Origin of the sequence: Thiomonas sp. SCN 64-16 (assembly GCF_001725585.1) — a bacterium.
GTDB classification, from domain to species: Bacteria; Pseudomonadota; Gammaproteobacteria; order Burkholderiales; family Burkholderiaceae_C; genus Thiomonas; species Thiomonas arsenitoxydans.
Genome location: NZ_MEGQ01000012.1, coordinates 20,690 through 35,535 on the forward strand (window position 1 = coordinate 20,690; position 14,846 = coordinate 35,535).

Sequence of the window (14,846 nt, forward strand, 5' to 3'; positions counted from 1 at the left end):
TTCAGTTGCTTTTATCACGCAGCCGCTTGAGCAGCGACGAGGTGTCGAGCCGCCCGCCGCCTGCCGCCTGCACATCGGCGTAGAACTGATCGACCAGGGCAAGGACCGGCAGCCGCGCGCCGTTGTGGCGGGCCTCCTGCAGACACAGACCGAAGTCCTTGCGCATCAGATCGACGGCAAAGCCGAAGTCGTAGCGGCCTTCGATCATGGTCGGGCCGCGGTTGTCCATCTGCCAGCTCTGCGCCGCGCCTTTGCCGATCACCTGCAGCACCGTGGACAGATCCAGCCCGGCGTGCTCGCCAAAGGCGATGGCCTCGGCCAGGCTTTGCACCACGCCGGCGATGGCGATCTGGTTGACCATCTTGCAAAGCTGCCCGGCGCCGTTGTCGCCCAGCCGGGTGACGGCGCGGGCGAACGCGGCAATCACCGGCTGCGCCCGCTCGAACGCTGGGGCCTCGCCGCCGCACATCACGGTGAGTGTGCCGTTCTGCGCACCGGCCTGCCCGCCCGAGACGGGGGCGTCGAGAAAAAACAGGCCGCGTTCGCGCGTCGCAAGGCCTAGCTCGCGGGCGACATCGGCCGAGGTCGTGGTGTGGTCGATGAACACCGCGCCGGGCTGCATGCCGGCGAAAGCGCCGTCCGGGCCGAGGGTCACGGCGCGCAAGTCGTCATCGTTGCCGACGCAGGAGAACACGAAGTCGGCCCCCGCCGCGGCTTCGCGCGGTGTCGCCGCTGAATGCCCGCCGTTGCGGCGCACCCAGTCGTGCGCCTTGCTGGCGGTGCGGTTGTAAACAGTCACGCGGTGCCCGACGCGGGCCAGATGCCCGGCCATCGGGTCGCCCATGACGCCCAGGCCGAGAAAAGCGACGGTGTGAGTTGCAGAATCAACGATGGTGGGAGTGCTCATAGGGTAGAAAAGTGGTTGGAAAAATGGATCACAGCAGCCAGAAGCAGCCCATCGCTACCGCGGTGGGCAGCAGGGCGGCGGCCAACAGGCCCAGCGGCTGCACCGCCCCTTCGTCAAAACAGCTGCGCAGCAGGGCGATGCCAGCCGGATTGGGGGCGTTGGCGATGACCGTGAGGCCGCCGCCGCTGACCGCCCCCGCCACCAGCGCGTATTTGAATTCGGGGCTCAGTCCCTGCACCAGCGAGCCGAGGTAGGTCAGCGCCGCGTTGTCGGTGATGGCCGTCAGCGCCGTGGCGCCGAAAAATACCGCCGTGGCATCCATGCGGGTGAGCAGCGGTTGCAGCCACCATTGCTGCAGGCCGCCCAGCACCACCAGCCCGCCCAGAAAGAAGCCCACCAGCATGCCTTCCTTGAGCATCAGGGCGTCTTGATAGCGCGCGTAGGCGGTGGCAAAACCGACGAAAAACAGCAGCAGGGGAATGAACACCGCCGGGTGGTGAGCGAACACCACGACGGCCACCAGAAACAACAGGTGGATGCCGATGACGCTCAGCGGCGCGCGTTGTTGTGTGGGGTCGGGCGTATCCACCGCGGCCGGTCGCGCCAGCCCGGCCAGTTCGCGGCGGAACATCAGGGTGGCGCCCACGGCGTTGATGGCCACCGCGATGGCGGCTTTCCGGCCGAAATGGGTGAACATGAAACCCAGATCCCACTGCCAGGTCGAGGCCACCATGAGCACCGGCGGCGCGGCGAAATGGGTGAGCGTGCCGCCGATGGATACGTTGACGAACAGCACCCCCAGGGTGAGGTATTTGAGCCGCAGCGACACTTCGGCGCGAAAAATGCGGTCGCGCAGCAAAAGGGCGGCCAAGGTCATGGCTGCGGGTTCGGTGATGAACGAACCCAGCAGCGGCACGAGCACCAGCAGAAGCAGGTAAAACATGATCGCGCCCGGCAGGGGAAGGGCGCGCTCCAGCCCGTTGACGACGTCGCCCGCAGCCTGAAGAATGGGCCGGGTGCCTGCGATGACCATGATGGCGAAGACGAACAGCGGCTCGGTGAAATCGCGCGAGTCGATGTAGCCCACCGCTTCATGCTGCCCCAGCGTGGCGAACAAAAACACCATGAGCACCATGGCCCAAAACCCAAACACCACCTCGACCTCGCCGAGCAGATGCCACAGCCCGGCGTGCGCGGGCTGGCGGTGCGCCAGGCCCTCGAAGAATTTGGTGGAAAAGGTATGGATCACCGCAATGGCAAACAGGGCGGCGCCTACGTACTGAACATAAGCGGGGGTCGAGTCGGTCATGGGTTCGGGTGGATTGAGTTGCGCAACAAGCAGGGATGGTATCGGCCGAAGCGGCGCCGCGCCGCGGGGTGGAGCCATAATGCAGTGCATCCAATCTTTCGCGAGGTTTTGATGTCTGCCACTGCTTCGTCCGTCTGGAGGCGACTGCGCCGCGTGCTGCTCAGCCTGCCGGTGCTCATTGTGGCGGGCCTGTTCGTGTTTTACGTGGCTTTTGGCTACCTTGCGGTCGGGCCGCTGGCCGAGCATTACATCCCCAAGCTGGCGCAGTCGCGGCTCGACAGCCGGGCCACGGTGGGCAAGGTGGCGTTCGACCCCCTGCACCTGAATCTCACGGTGGACCAGCTGCAACTGAGCACGCCGCAAGGGGTGCCGCTGGCGGGGTTTGGCAAGCTGTTCGTTGATTTCGCCCCGGTCAGCCTGTTTCGCTGGGCGTGGACGTTTCATCAAATCCGCGTCGATCAGCCGCAGGTGAACGTGGCCATTGCGCAAGGCGGCGCGATGAACTGGGACGCTCTGGTGCGCGCCCTGCAGCGCGGCCCCAAACCGGCCAAACCTTCCGACACCCTCCCGCGCGTGGTGATCGAGCAGTTGCAGATCGCAGGCGGCACGCTGCGCTACGCCGATGCCAACCGCCCCCATCCCTATGCCACGCAGTTGACGCCTTTGAACGTGCAGGTCAACGATCTGTCCACTCTGCCCAAGGCGCGCGGGCAATACGCCATCAGTCTGGTGCTGCCCGAGCAGAAGGCCACGCTGCGCTGGAAGGGCTATGTGGGCGTCAATCCGCTGGTGTCCGGCGGGCAGGCGGAACTCACCGGGCTCGACCTGGCAGCCGCGGCGCGGGCCGTGCCGAATCTATCGAGCAGCTTGCAGATCACCTCGGGCACGGCGTCGATTCATGCGGCCTACAGCGCGGTGCAGGGGCAGCAAGGCTGGCTGTGGGCGATCAATGACCTCGGCGCGCAAATTCAGACCTTGGCCGCGCGGGTGGGCGCCGCCGCCGTGCAGTGGCAAAGCCTGAAACTGGATGGGGCAAAAATCGATGGCGCCAAACGCACCGTGTCGATGCAGTCTTTGTCGCTGGACGGATTGAGCGCCGCCTCAGGCAGCGATCAGCTGCAGTTCCACACTGCGCAACTACAAGGTGGGCAACTCGACTGGGCTCGGCAACACGCAGGTTTCGGGCCGCTGCGCGTGCAAGACATCAGCGGGCAGATCGGCCAGGCCGCACTGCAGGCGGGCAGCCTGCAGACGCAGCCGGGCACGGTCGATCTGGCCCAGCGCACCCTGCAACTGCCGCAAATCACCCTGCAGAACAGCCAGTTGCGCGCAGAAGTTGCACAGGCGGCGCCTTGGCTTTCGCTGCCCATGCTGCAGGTCGATGCGGTGCAGGCCGATCTGGCGCAGCGCCGCCTGCAACTCGGCGCCGTTCAGCTCGACGCGGCCCGAGTTCAGCTCAAGCGTCTGGCGAACGGGCAGATCGATCTGCTGCAGGCCATGAGCGCTTCCAAAGCGTCGAAGCCGCCGAGCCCGCCCGCTTCAGTTCCCGCCTCAGTGCCCACTTCAGCGCCTGCATCAGCCGTTCAAGCCGCTCAGCCCGCACCCGCCTGGACCTTGGAAGTGCAGCGCGTCGCCACCCGGGTGCGGGCGCTGGATTACACCGACCAGAGCTTCAAGGCGCCGCTGCAACTGCAGCTCAGCGACCTCAAGATGAACTCCGCGGCCAAGGTGGTGCTGCCTGCGGGCAGCCCGGCGCAGGTTCAGGCCAAAGACCTGCAACTGCAACTCGGCGCGATGCAGCTCGACAGCGCCCGCCAAGCGCTGGCACGGTGGAAAAGCCTGCAACTCGGCTCCAGCGAAATCAGTCTGCCCGCGTCCGGCGTGGCCCATATTCGCGCCGGAGCCCTGCAAGTGGACGGCCTGAATGCCGAGGTGACTCTGGCGCAGAACGGCCTGAACTGGGCGCAGGCCTTTGTGCCCGCGTCCGCTACTCGCGCCTCCGCAGCGCCGCGACCCGCCAAGCCTGCCGCACAAAACCCGGCCGCCAAGCCGCCCGATCTGCAACTCAAAAGCCTTGTTCTGCGCGACTTCTCGGCTCAGGTCGAAGATCGCCAGACTTCCGCGCCCATTCGGCTGGATGTGGTGCAGGGCCAGGCCAGCGCCCGCAACCTCAGTCTGGATTTGCGCAAACCCGTTGCGCTGCAAGTGCGCTTCGCGCTCAAGCAGGGCGGGCAGTTCAGCGCCCGCGGTCAAGTGGCCCCGCAGCCGCTGGCCGGTTCGCTGCAGGTGCAACTTCAGCAGCTTGCGCTCACCCCCTACGGCAGTCTGCTGGCGCCTTATGTGCGGCTGCTGCTCACCAGTGGAACGGTCTCGGCCGACGGCACCGTGAAGCTGGGCAAGGGCCAGGGCAGCGTGCCGAAGGTGAGCTATGACGGCCGTGCGCAGATCGACAACCTCGCGCTGATCGAGCCCGAAGGGCGCACGCCGTTTCTGGGCTGGCGCAAGCTGGCGGCCACCGGGCTGAGTGTCGATAGCGCGCCGCTGTCGGTCAGCATCAACGCGCTGCAGGCGGTAGAGCCCTATGGTCGCATCGTCATCAACCCCGACCGCACGCTCAATGTGCAGGCCATCCTGCTCACGCGCAAACCCGCCCAGAGCCCGCCGCCTGCCGCTGTGGGCAACAGTGCGGAAAAACCCTTGCCGCTGGCGCTGCGCATCGACCGCACCGCCATCGAAAATGCCGATGTCGACTTCACCGATCAGTCCATCAAGCCCGACTTCCGGGTGCGTATGCAAAAGCTCTCCGGGGTGATCAACGGTCTGTCAGACGCGCCCGACAGCAGCGCCCAGATCGAACTCGACGGTCAGGTCAACGACTACGGCTCGGCCAAGGTGCGGGGGCAGTTGCAGCCCTTCCGCGCCACCCAGAACACCGACGTCACGCTGGATTTCCGCAACCTGAACATGGCCTCGGTTTCGCCCTACTCGGGCAAGTTTGCCGGGCGCACCATCGAATCGGGGCGGCTCGATGCCAAGCTGCAGTACAAGATCGTCAAGGCGCAGATGCAGGGCAACAACCAGTTCACCATCACCCGGCTCAAGCTGGGCCCGCATGTCGACAGTCCCGGCGCGATGAACCTGCCGCTCGATCTGGCCATCGCCGTGCTGGAAAACAGCGACGGCGTGATCGACCTCGACCTGCCGGTGCATGGCGACCTGAACAACCCCAAGTTCAGCTACGGCGGCATCATCTGGCAGGCCATCGTCAACGTGCTGACCAAGATCGTCACCGCGCCGTTCCGCGCGCTGGGCGCACTGTTCGGCGGCGGGGGCGAGCAAACGTCGCAGAACGTGGCTTTCGCCCCCGGCAGCGCAGTGCTGGCGCCGCCCGAGCGTGAAAAGCTGCTGCATATCGCCGAGGCGCTGCTCAAGCGGCCGCGGCTGGAATTGCAGGTGCCGCCCACACTCGATGTCGCGCGCGACACCGCCGCGCTGCAGCAGGCCTCGGTGCGTCGTCAGGTGCTGCTCAAGCTGGGCGTGACCGTGCCGCCCGATGTCAGCCCGGGCCCGCTCGATCTGGGCAATGCCCGCACCCGCAATGCCATCACCGCGCTCTACCTCGACCAGCACCCGACCAGCGCGCTCGACGCGCTGAAAAAATCGCTGCCCAAAACCGATCAGCCGGAGCAGGTTTTGCTGCACGCCATCCTGGCGCAGTTGGCCAAGGCGGTAGTGATTCCCCAATCGGCTCTCGACGCGCTGGCGCAGGCGCGGGCCAAGGCCGTGGTCACTGCGCTGACCACCGGCCCCAAGGCCTTGCCTGCGATGCGGGTGCAGATGGGGACTGCGATCAAGGCCGCAGAAGAGACGGCAGGCAAGATGGCGGGCAACGGCCACGAGAAAGACCAGGAAAAGGACGTGGTGCTCACGCTCGGCCTGGCTTCAGGTCAGGCCACTGCAAGCGCACCAGCCGCTGTGCCGACCACAGCGCCGACCACAGCGCCAACAACGGCACCGCAAGCGCCTGCCGCTTCTGCTGCCGCAGCTCAGGGCAAGTAAGTCACCGGCCGCATGGCGAGAAAACGCTCCAGCGCGGGGGGGCGGTAATCGTGCAGGGTGGAGTGTCGGCTGAGGGTGGAGGTGTGCACGCCCTCGTGACCGGCGGGGTTGGCCTGTCCCGGCTGGCGTTCGCGCTGGCCCAAAAGGCGGTAGAACAGCGTCAGGGTGTCGCCCATTTGCGCGGCGGGGTCGCCATGCGGGGGAAGCAGGGCCGGGTCGAGCGCCAGACCGCAGCGTTGCGCCCGGTCGGCCATCCATAGCAGCGCACCGTCAGAAAGGCCGGTGAGCGTTTGCCCTCCGCCCACATCGCCATGCACGCCCGGAAACCAGGCCTGCTCCACCACCTGATCGGTGGCGTGGCTTTGCTTCTGCCAAAGCGTCGGCACGAAAGGCTTGCGGCGCTCGTCCAGCGCCAGTGCCTGATAGCCGTAACGCACATGGCTGCTGAGCGCCACGTCGTGAAACTCGTACAGAGGTTTAGTCCAGAAGCGCAGCGGGGTGACGGGTATGCCCAGGGCGCCCACCGTATCCCAGACGCCGATGAGTTCGATGGGCGCGTCCGGCCAGGCGTAGGCCTCGCGAAAGGCGACGGATTGCGGCGCGTTGGGGTGGCTGTCGGGCGAACGGTCGCGATAGAGCGCGTAGGCCTCGCCGACGCGGCCGACATGCTGCGGACGCAGGATGCCGCAATTGCGAATCAGCCCGCCCACGCTGCGCACCGTGTACGCGCCGCGGCTGAAACCGAATAGAAAGATCTGGTCGCCCGGGTGATAGTTCTGCACCAGAAACAGGTAAAGCTCGCGGATATTGGCCGAGATCCCCAGGCCAAACGCGCCCCCGGTGATTTTGTCCCACAGGCCGCCCTGTTCGCCCAGACCTTTTTGGTAGAACACCACCTGATCGATGCCATGACTGTCTTGCGGCGCGACGGCGACCGAGAGCTTGACCACATTGGTCGGCGTGGGCGCGTTGCCGTCGTTCTGGTCGGGCTTGCTCCAGGTGCCGTCAGCGAAGAGGGCGATGCGTTTCATGTGAGGAATCCGCAGAGGTGTTACGTTTTTTCACGTTTGGACTTTGCGAATGATGGGGCGACCCGTGCGGCTTGCCCACCCCCAAACCCGGTGTCGCGCAGGGCTTCGATTCGGGGGGATAGACTGGCGCCGAATGACCGCATTCGCTTCAGCCATGACCCATCGCCTTCCCATCGCCTCGGCAGAACAAAAGCCCCCCGCGCCAGAGACGCAGTCCGCAGTGGATGGCGCGATTACTTCGCGCCGTTCCATCCGCCGCTTTCTGCCCACGCCGGTGCCGCGCGAAACGCTCGAGGCCATCCTGCAAGTGGCCGCGCGCGCGCCGTCGGGCACCAACACCCAGCCCTGGCAAGTGCATGTGCTCACGGGCGCGGCGCTCGCGCGGCTGTCCGCTCGCATCCTGGCGGCGTATGACGACCCGTCACAGGCCGCGCAGCACACCGAGGAATACGCCTATTACCCGCGCGAATGGCGTTCGCCCTATATCGACCGCCGCCGCAAGGTCGGCTGGGACTTGTACGGCCTGCTGGGCATCGCCAAGGGCGACAAGCCCGCGATGCACGCCCAACATGGTCGCAACTTCCGGTTTTTCGACGCGCCGGTCGGACTGATTTTCACCATCGACCGGGTGATGGAGCAGGGCAGCTGGCTCGACTACGGCATGTTTTTGCAGAGCATCATGGTGGCGGCGCGCGGTCGTGGCCTCGACACCTGCCCGCAGGCCGCGTTCACCCAGTTTCACCGCCTCATCGAAGACGAATTGAAGCTCGACGCCTCAACGCAGCAAGTCGTCTGCGGCATGTCGCTGGGCTGGGCCGATCCTGCGGCCATCGAAAACACCCTGGTCACCGAGCGCGCGCCGGTGGCCGAATTCACCCGGTTCCACGACGCATGAACGCGCTGGCCTTCATCGGCGAAACCCGCATTGCCCAAGCCGTGCAGGAGGGCATGCTCGACAATCTGCCCGGCGCCGGACGCCCGCTCGATCTCACCGTGCGCGACGGCGCGCTCGAAGCCCAGGCACGCCTCGGACTCGAACTGCTCGACCGAGCGCGCCGCGTGCGCACCGATGCCGCGCAAGACCAGCGCGAACGCGCCGTGCTGCGCCTGCTTTGGGCCAAGGCGCTGTCACGCCAGCGCCGCAACTCGTCGAACCCATGATCATCGAATCCCTGCTCGACACCGACCTCTACAAGTTCACCATGATGCAGGTGGTGCTGCATCACTTTCCCGGCGCGCAGGTGGAGTACCGCTTCAAATGCCGCACGCCCGGGGTCGATCTGGTGTCGCGGCTGGGCGAGATCAACGACGAACTCGACGCCCTCTGCACCCTGCAATTCAAACCCGACGAACTCGACTACCTGCGCAGCCTGCGTTTCATCAAGAGCGATTTTGTCGATTTCCTTGCGCTGTTCCGCCTCAACCGCCAGCGCATCCGCGCCACGCCCGCTGCCGACCCGGCTGCACGCGAACGCGGCGAGATCGACATCGCCATCCAAGGCCCCTGGCTGCACACCATTCTGTTCGAAGTGCCGGTGCTCGCCATCGTCAGCGAGGTGTACGCCCGCTACGCCCATGCCGATGCCGACCAGCACGCAGGACTGGCGCGTCTTGCCGACAAGATTGCCCTGCTCCATACCCCGGAGCTGCAAGACTGCCGCATCGCCGACTACGGCACCCGCCGCCGCTACTCGCGGCGCTGGCAGGCCCAGGTGCTTGGGCGGCTGCATAGCGGCCTCGGCCCCCAGCTTGCGGGCACTAGCAATGTGCTGCTCGCCAAAGACATGGGCCTCACCCCGCTGGGCACTATGGCGCACGAATACCTGCAGGCCTGCCAGGCGCTGGGCCCGCGCCTGCGCGACACCCAGGTGTTCGCCTTCGAGACGTGGGCCAAGGAATACCGCGGCGACCTGGGCATCGCCCTGGCCGATGTGTATGGTCTGCAAGCCTTCCTGCGCGACTTCGATCTGTATTTCTGCAAACTGTTCGACGGCGCCCGGCACGACTCGGGCGACCCCTTCTCATGGGGCGAACAGATGATTGCGCACTATGCCAAGCACCGCGTCGATCCCCGCACCAAGACCCTGGTGTTCAGCGACATGCTCACCATCCCCAAGGTCATCGCGCTGTACCGGCAGTTTCACCAGCGCGTCGGCCTGGCCTTCGGCATCGGCACCAACCTCATGCACGACCTCGGTTTTGAAGCGCCGCAGATGGTGCTCAAAATGACCCGCTGCAACGGCCAGCCCGTCGCCAAGGTCAGCGACGCGCCAGGCAAGAATATGTGCGACGACCCGGCGTATCTGGCCTATCTACGCGAAGTCTTCCAGATCCCCGCCAGCCAACTGGTGGAGCATGATGCGGAAGACGGGTGACTCCAGTTAAAAACTTCGCTTGGGTGCGGTGTTTTATTCGTCTGCGATAAAGCTGCCAATGGTCTGCGCAAGGTGCGGATTTCTCTTGGTCAGAATCAATCCGTAGATCGCCGACAGCGCCAAGACAGCGAGGGCGACGTAGGGGAAGAGATTGAATGATTCCGGCTGTCCGGGCTCCACCAGTCCCCACAAGGGCATCAGCATCAGCAAGGTTCCCAGAATCGGCAGAATGAGATGTTTGGTCAACTGGAATTCCGCGCGGTGGTGTTTTCGCATGTAGACCGGCAAGGCGAGGTTGGTAATCAGGTAAGTGAGGATGATGGGAATCGTCCCCAGTGTGGCGGCATAGCCGAACAGATCCACGGGTTTGATGTGCCTGCCGTAGACTGCAACAATCAACACGGAAATGGCGCATAGAAACCCGTCACATGACAGTCGGTCAGTATGGGTAACAAACTGTCTGTTGGAGTTAACGACAGGGGCAAGCGCGGGGTTGGCCTCCTAGAATCTCCCGCATGAATACCGACAACGCCCGCGCCGCGATCCTGGCGCAGATTCGTGCCCGTCAGGGGCGACCGGCCGCGCTGCATGACCTCGAGGCGGCCGATGCCGAGGTCGATATCGGCCGCCATGTGCGCGGGCCGCAGCCGACGATTGCCGACCGCATAGCGGGTTTCACCACGCAGGCGCTGGCGCTGCAGACCAGCGTGGCCCGGGTCGCCAGCGCGCAGGACGTGCCGCCCGCGGTGGCGGCTTATCTGCGCGAGCAGGCCTTGGGTATGCAGGGCGTGGCCTGGGACACTCTGGCCGATCTGCCCTGGGTCGACGCGGGCGTGACCCTGGAGTTCCGTCCGCCGCGCGATGAAGACAAGCTCGGCATCACCGGCTGCTTCTGCGCGGTGGCCGAGACCGGCTCGCTGGTGTTGGCGAGTTCTCCGGCTACTCCGGCTTCCACCCATCTGCTGCCGCAAACGCATATCGCCATCGTGCCGGCCAGCCGCATTGTGGCTGCGCTGGAAGATGCCTACGCGCTGCTCAGGGCCGAACTGGGCGAATTGCCGCGAGCGCTGTCCACCGTGTCCGGGCCGTCGCGCACCGGCGATATCGAGCAAACCATCGTGCTCGGTGCGCATGGGCCGTACCGCGTGCATGTGGTGATCGTCGATGCGGCGTGAGACCCGTGCTGCGGCCACGGTGCTGCTGAGCCTGTTGCCAGGTCTGGCATCGGCCGCCACCGTCCAGACCGTCCCCGACCCGGCGACGCTCAGCCTGTGGTGGGGGCTGCCCTTCGCGGCCATGTTGTTGTCCATCGCGCTCATGCCCTTGTTTGCGGCGAAGGTGTGGCATCACCATCAGGGCAAGATCGCGGCGGGCTGGGCTGCGCTGTTTCTCATCCCCTTTGCCATCAGTTTCGGCGTGCAGGCCACTTGGAGCGCTGCGCTGCACACCCTGCTGCACGAGTACCTGCCTTTTGTCATTCTGCTCACCGCGCTCTACACGGTAAGCGGCGGCATTGCGGTACGCGGCAATCTGCACGGCAGCCCGGCGCAGAACACCCTGCTGCTGGCCATCGGCACGGTGCTGGCCAGCGTCATGGGCACCACCGGGGCGGCCATGCTGATGGTGCGCCCCGTCATTCGCGCCAACGATGGCCGCAGGCACAACGCGCATGTGCTGGTGTTTTTCATCTTTCTGGTGGCCAATGCCGGCGGTGCGCTCACCCCGCTGGGCGATCCGCCGCTATTTCTCGGCTTTCTCAAGGGCGTGGATTTTTTCTGGACGCTCAAGCACCTGCTGGCCCCCACGGCTTTGCTCTGCGCCCTGCTGTTGGCCGTGTTTTATGCGCTCGACCGCTGGTTCTGGAGCCAGGAGGCCGAGCGCCCGGCCATCGACCCCACGCCCGACAGCCCGCTGGGCATCATTGGCGCGTGGAATGTGCTGTGGCTGGTGGTCATCGTCATCGCGGTGCTGCACAGCGGCCTATGGAAACCGGGCATCACCGTGACGATCCTCGGTCAGAGTCTCGACCTGCAGAACCTCACGCGCGACGCAGCGCTCGTCCTCGTGGCGCTGTTGTCGCTGACCACCACGCCATGGCAGGCACGGCATGAAAACCAGTTCACCTGGGGGCCGATGATCGAGGTGGGCAAGCTGTTTCTCGGCATTTTTCTCACCATCATTCCGGTCATCGCCATCCTGCGGGCGGGCAGCGGCGGAGCGCTGGCCGGGCTGGTCTCGCTTACTTCCGATGCGCAGGGTCAGCCCATCGCGGCCGCGTACTTCTGGCTCACCGGGGCGCTGTCGTCCTTTCTCGACAACGCCCCGACCTATCTGGTGTTTTTCAATCTGGCGGGGGGCGACGCGGCGCAACTTATGGCCCACGCCACCACCCTCATGGCGATTTCGGCCGGGGCAGTGTTCATGGGCGCGGTCACTTATATCGGCAACGCGCCCAACTTCATGGTCAAAGCCATCGCCGAGCATCGCGGCGTGCGCATGCCCTCGTTCTTCGGCTATATGGGTTGGTCGCTGGCCGTTCTGATGCCGTGCTTTCTTCTCCTGACCGTGGTGTTTTTCCGATGAGCAATCTTGTTGCAGACGGCCCGCTGCGCGTGCTGGTGGCGCGTGCCGTGTTTCCCGACGTCATCGAGCCGCTGCGCGCCGTGGCTGAAGTCGAAACCACGCCCGACGACGCCATCGCAACGCCCGAGGCGCTGCGCCAGCGCCTAGCCGACAAGCACGGCGCCTTCATCACCGGCAGCGAGCGCATCGATGCGGCCTTGCTCGATGCCTGCCCGCAGCTCTTGGTCGTGAGCACCATGACCGTGGGTGTCGATCACATCGATCTGGCCGCTTGCGCCGAGCGTGGTGTCATCGTCACCCACGCGCCCGACGTGCTCACCGAGACCACTGCCGATTTCGGCTTCGCCCTGCTGCTGGCCGCGGCCCGACAGGTGGGCGAGGCCGAGCGCTATCTGCGCGCGGGGCAGTGGAAAAAATGGAGCGTCGATCTGTTCGCCGGCGCGGATGTGCATGGCGCCACGCTGGGCATCGTCGGCATGGGACGCATCGGCCAGGCCATTGCGCGGCGTGCGGCGCATGGCTTCAATATGCGCGTGCTCTATCACAACCGCAAACGGCTGGCGGCGCACCTCGAAGACGATCTGCGCGCCAGTTATCGCGAGTTGCCCGAGTTGCTGCGCGAGAGTCGGCATGTGCTGCTGGCGCTGCCCTACAGCCCCGCCGCCTATCACCTCATCGGTGCGACTGAGCTGGCGCAGATGCAGCCCGGCGCCACGCTGGTCAACATCGCCCGAGGCGGCGTGGTGGACGAAGCCGCGCTCGCCCACGCCCTGCACAGCGGTCATCTGGGCGCCGCCGGGCTGGATGTGTTCGAGGGTGAGCCCGCCGTCAACCCCGCCCTGCTGGCTGCGCCGCGTCTGGTGCTCACGCCGCATATCGCCAGCAGCAGCATTCCCACCCGCCGTGCGATGGCGCAACTCGCGGTGGACAACCTTGTCGCGGTGCTGCAAGGCCAACCGCCCATCACGCCCGTTACGGGTTGAACCTGCATGTCTCTTGAACTGGTGTTGCTCCTCCTCGTTGCGCTGTTGTTGCTCATCCTGCTGGGCATGGCCTGGACGCTGTTGTCGCGTCTGCGCGGTCTGGCCGAGTTGCGGCGCGAAATCGGCGCGGAACTGGCCCCGCAGATGGAGCGTCTGGAGCGCGAACTGCGCGGCGCGGTGCAGAACAGCAGCCAGAGCCTGCGCACCGAGCAGGCCGGGCAACTGGCGCAATTCCAGCAAATGCTGCTCAACCAGCAGGGCGAGAGCACGCGCACGCAAAACGCCCAGCTCGACGCCGTCAACCTGCAACTGCAAAGCCTGCAAAAAGCGGTGGGCGACACCCTGGTGCAGCAAGTCGGCCATCTCACCCAGACCAACACCCAGAGCCTGCAGACGCTGCAGGCCCAGCTCATCGAGCGCCTCGACGCCTTGCGCAAGGCCACCGACCAGCGCTTGATCGAAGCGCGCCAGAGCGCCGAGCAGGGCCAGACTGCCATGCGCGAGTCCACCGAGTTGCGCCTCACCGAGCTGCGCCAGTCCACCGACAAAAACCTGAACGAAATGCGCGGCACGGTGGAACTGCGTCTGCGCGAGCTGCAGGCCGACAACGAGAAAAAACTCGAACAGATGCGCGCCACCGTGGACGAAAAACTCCACGCCACACTGGAGCAGCGGCTGGGCGAGAGCTTCAAGCAAGTCGCCGAGCGGCTGGAACTGGTGCACCGTGGCCTGGGCGAAATGCAGACCCTGGCGCAAGGCGTGGGCGATCTGCAGCGGGTGTTCACCAATGTGAAATCGCGCGGGGTGTTCGGCGAAATTCAGCTTGCCGGCCTGATCGAGCAGGTGTTCACCCCCGAGCAGTACGGCGTCAACGTGGAAACCGTGCCCGGCAGCAACGCCCGGGTGGAATACGCCATTCGCCTGCCGGGCAAGGGAGAAGGCCCGGTCTGGCTGCCGATCGACGCCAAGTTTCCCCGCGAAGACTATGAGCGCCTGCTCGACGCGCAGGAGCAGGCTGACAAACCCGCCGCCGAGGCCGCTTCTAAGGCGCTTGAACTGCGTCTGCGCGACGAGGCCAAGACCATCCAGAGCAAATACATTGCCGCGCCGCACACCAGCGACTTCGGCATTCTGTTCCTGCCCACCGAGGGCCTGTATGCCGAGGCGCTGCGCCGACCGGGCTTGGTGGAGGTGCTGCAGCGCGAGTACCGCGTGATGCTCGCCGGGCCGACCACCCTGCTGGCCCTGCTCAACAGCCTGCACATGGGTTTTCGCACCCTGGCGCTGGAGCAACGCTCCACCGAGGTGTGGAAAGTGCTCGGTGCGGTGAAAACGGAATTCACCAAATTCGGCGACGTTCTTGCAAAAACGCGCAAGAAGCTCGACGAAGCAAGCAATACCATCGGCCAAGCGGAAACCCGTACCCGCGCCATGACGCGCCAGCTCAAGCAGGTGGAAGCGCTGCCGGTCGATCAGACGCAAACCCTGCTGGGTTTGACCGAGGTCGAACCCGACGATCACGAAGACGCGGTATAAACCTGGGAGTCTGTCGGACTTGAGGATCGCGGGCTGCAAAAAGGCTGTGCAGCGTCCTTCGGC

At 65.6% G+C, this 14,846-nt stretch carries 12 protein-coding genes; 8 read left to right on the forward strand and 4 right to left on the reverse strand.

What is annotated here, in order from left to right:
* Window position 1 precedes the first annotated feature (1 nt).
* Both ABT24_RS05110 and ABT24_RS05115 read right to left on the reverse strand, forming a co-directional pair.
* A complete protein-coding gene (locus ABT24_RS05110; RefSeq protein WP_276732111.1) occupies window positions 2-907 on the reverse strand; it encodes an NAD(P)-dependent oxidoreductase in 906 nt (301 codons plus the stop codon).
* 28 nt (window positions 908-935) lie between these two features.
* Window positions 936-2,216 carry a putative Na+/H+ antiporter gene (locus ABT24_RS05115; protein WP_276732108.1) on the reverse strand — a complete coding sequence of 427 codons (1,281 nt, stop codon included), beginning with the start codon at window positions 2,214-2,216 and terminating at the stop codon, window positions 936-938.
* Between the two features lie 111 nt (window positions 2,217-2,327).
* On the opposite strand from ABT24_RS05115, the gene ABT24_RS05120 reads away from it, so the two are divergent.
* Window positions 2,328-6,275 carry a DUF748 domain-containing protein gene (locus ABT24_RS05120; RefSeq protein ID WP_276732107.1) on the forward strand — a complete coding sequence of 1,316 codons (3,948 nt, stop codon included), beginning with the start codon at window positions 2,328-2,330 and terminating at the stop codon, window positions 6,273-6,275.
* Here the strand turns inward: ABT24_RS05120 and ABT24_RS05125 are convergent.
* Entirely contained in the window at window positions 6,263-7,306 is a 1,044-nt protein-coding gene (locus ABT24_RS05125; protein ID WP_276732106.1) for a T6SS phospholipase effector Tle1-like catalytic domain-containing protein, read from the reverse strand. The genes ABT24_RS05120 and ABT24_RS05125 overlap by 13 nt on opposite strands.
* Before the next feature lie 154 nt (window positions 7,307-7,460).
* Between ABT24_RS05125 and ABT24_RS05130 the strand changes: the two genes are divergently transcribed.
* Genes ABT24_RS05130 through pncB form a run of 3 tightly spaced genes read left to right on the forward strand, consistent with a single transcriptional unit; the run spans window position 7,461 to window position 9,681 of the window.
* Window positions 7,461-8,201 (forward strand): nitroreductase, encoded by a 741-nt coding sequence (locus tag ABT24_RS05130; RefSeq protein WP_276732104.1) that lies wholly within the window; start codon window positions 7,461-7,463, stop codon window positions 8,199-8,201.
* Entirely contained in the window at window positions 8,198-8,467 is a 270-nt protein-coding gene (locus tag ABT24_RS05135; protein ID WP_276732103.1) for a DnaJ family domain-containing protein, read from the forward strand. The genes ABT24_RS05130 and ABT24_RS05135 overlap by 4 nt, the downstream gene beginning before the upstream one ends.
* A complete protein-coding gene (gene pncB / locus ABT24_RS05140) occupies window positions 8,464-9,681 on the forward strand; it encodes a nicotinate phosphoribosyltransferase (protein WP_276732102.1) in 1,218 nt (405 codons plus the stop codon). Before ABT24_RS05135 ends, pncB begins: the two co-directional genes overlap by 4 nt.
* A 33-nt stretch (window positions 9,682-9,714) precedes the next feature.
* Here the strand turns inward: pncB and ABT24_RS05145 are convergent, their stop codons facing one another.
* On the reverse strand, window positions 9,715-10,044 hold the full coding sequence (locus ABT24_RS05145; RefSeq protein ID WP_286737419.1) for an APC family permease: 330 nt from the start codon (window positions 10,042-10,044) through the stop codon (window positions 9,715-9,717).
* Window positions 10,045-10,196: 152 nt separating this feature from the next.
* On the opposite strand from ABT24_RS05145, the gene ABT24_RS05150 reads away from it, so the two are divergent.
* Genes ABT24_RS05150 through ABT24_RS05165 form a run of 4 tightly spaced genes read left to right on the forward strand, consistent with a single transcriptional unit; the run spans window position 10,197 to window position 14,783 of the window.
* A complete protein-coding gene (locus ABT24_RS05150; protein ID WP_276732099.1) occupies window positions 10,197-10,856 on the forward strand; it encodes a LutC/YkgG family protein in 660 nt (219 codons plus the stop codon).
* Window positions 10,846-12,264, forward strand: coding sequence for a sodium:proton antiporter (locus ABT24_RS05155; protein ID WP_276732098.1), 1,419 nt, complete (start codon window positions 10,846-10,848; stop codon window positions 12,262-12,264). Before ABT24_RS05150 ends, ABT24_RS05155 begins: the two co-directional genes overlap by 11 nt.
* Window positions 12,261-13,247 (forward strand): 2-hydroxyacid dehydrogenase, encoded by a 987-nt coding sequence (locus ABT24_RS05160; protein ID WP_276732097.1) that lies wholly within the window; start codon window positions 12,261-12,263, stop codon window positions 13,245-13,247. The genes ABT24_RS05155 and ABT24_RS05160 overlap by 4 nt, the downstream gene beginning before the upstream one ends.
* Window positions 13,248-13,253: 6 nt before the next feature.
* Window positions 13,254-14,783: a DNA recombination protein RmuC gene (locus ABT24_RS05165; protein ID WP_276732096.1), complete on the forward strand. Its 1,530-nt coding sequence runs from the start codon at window positions 13,254-13,256 to the stop codon at window positions 14,781-14,783.
* Window positions 14,784-14,846: the final 63 nt, after the last annotated feature.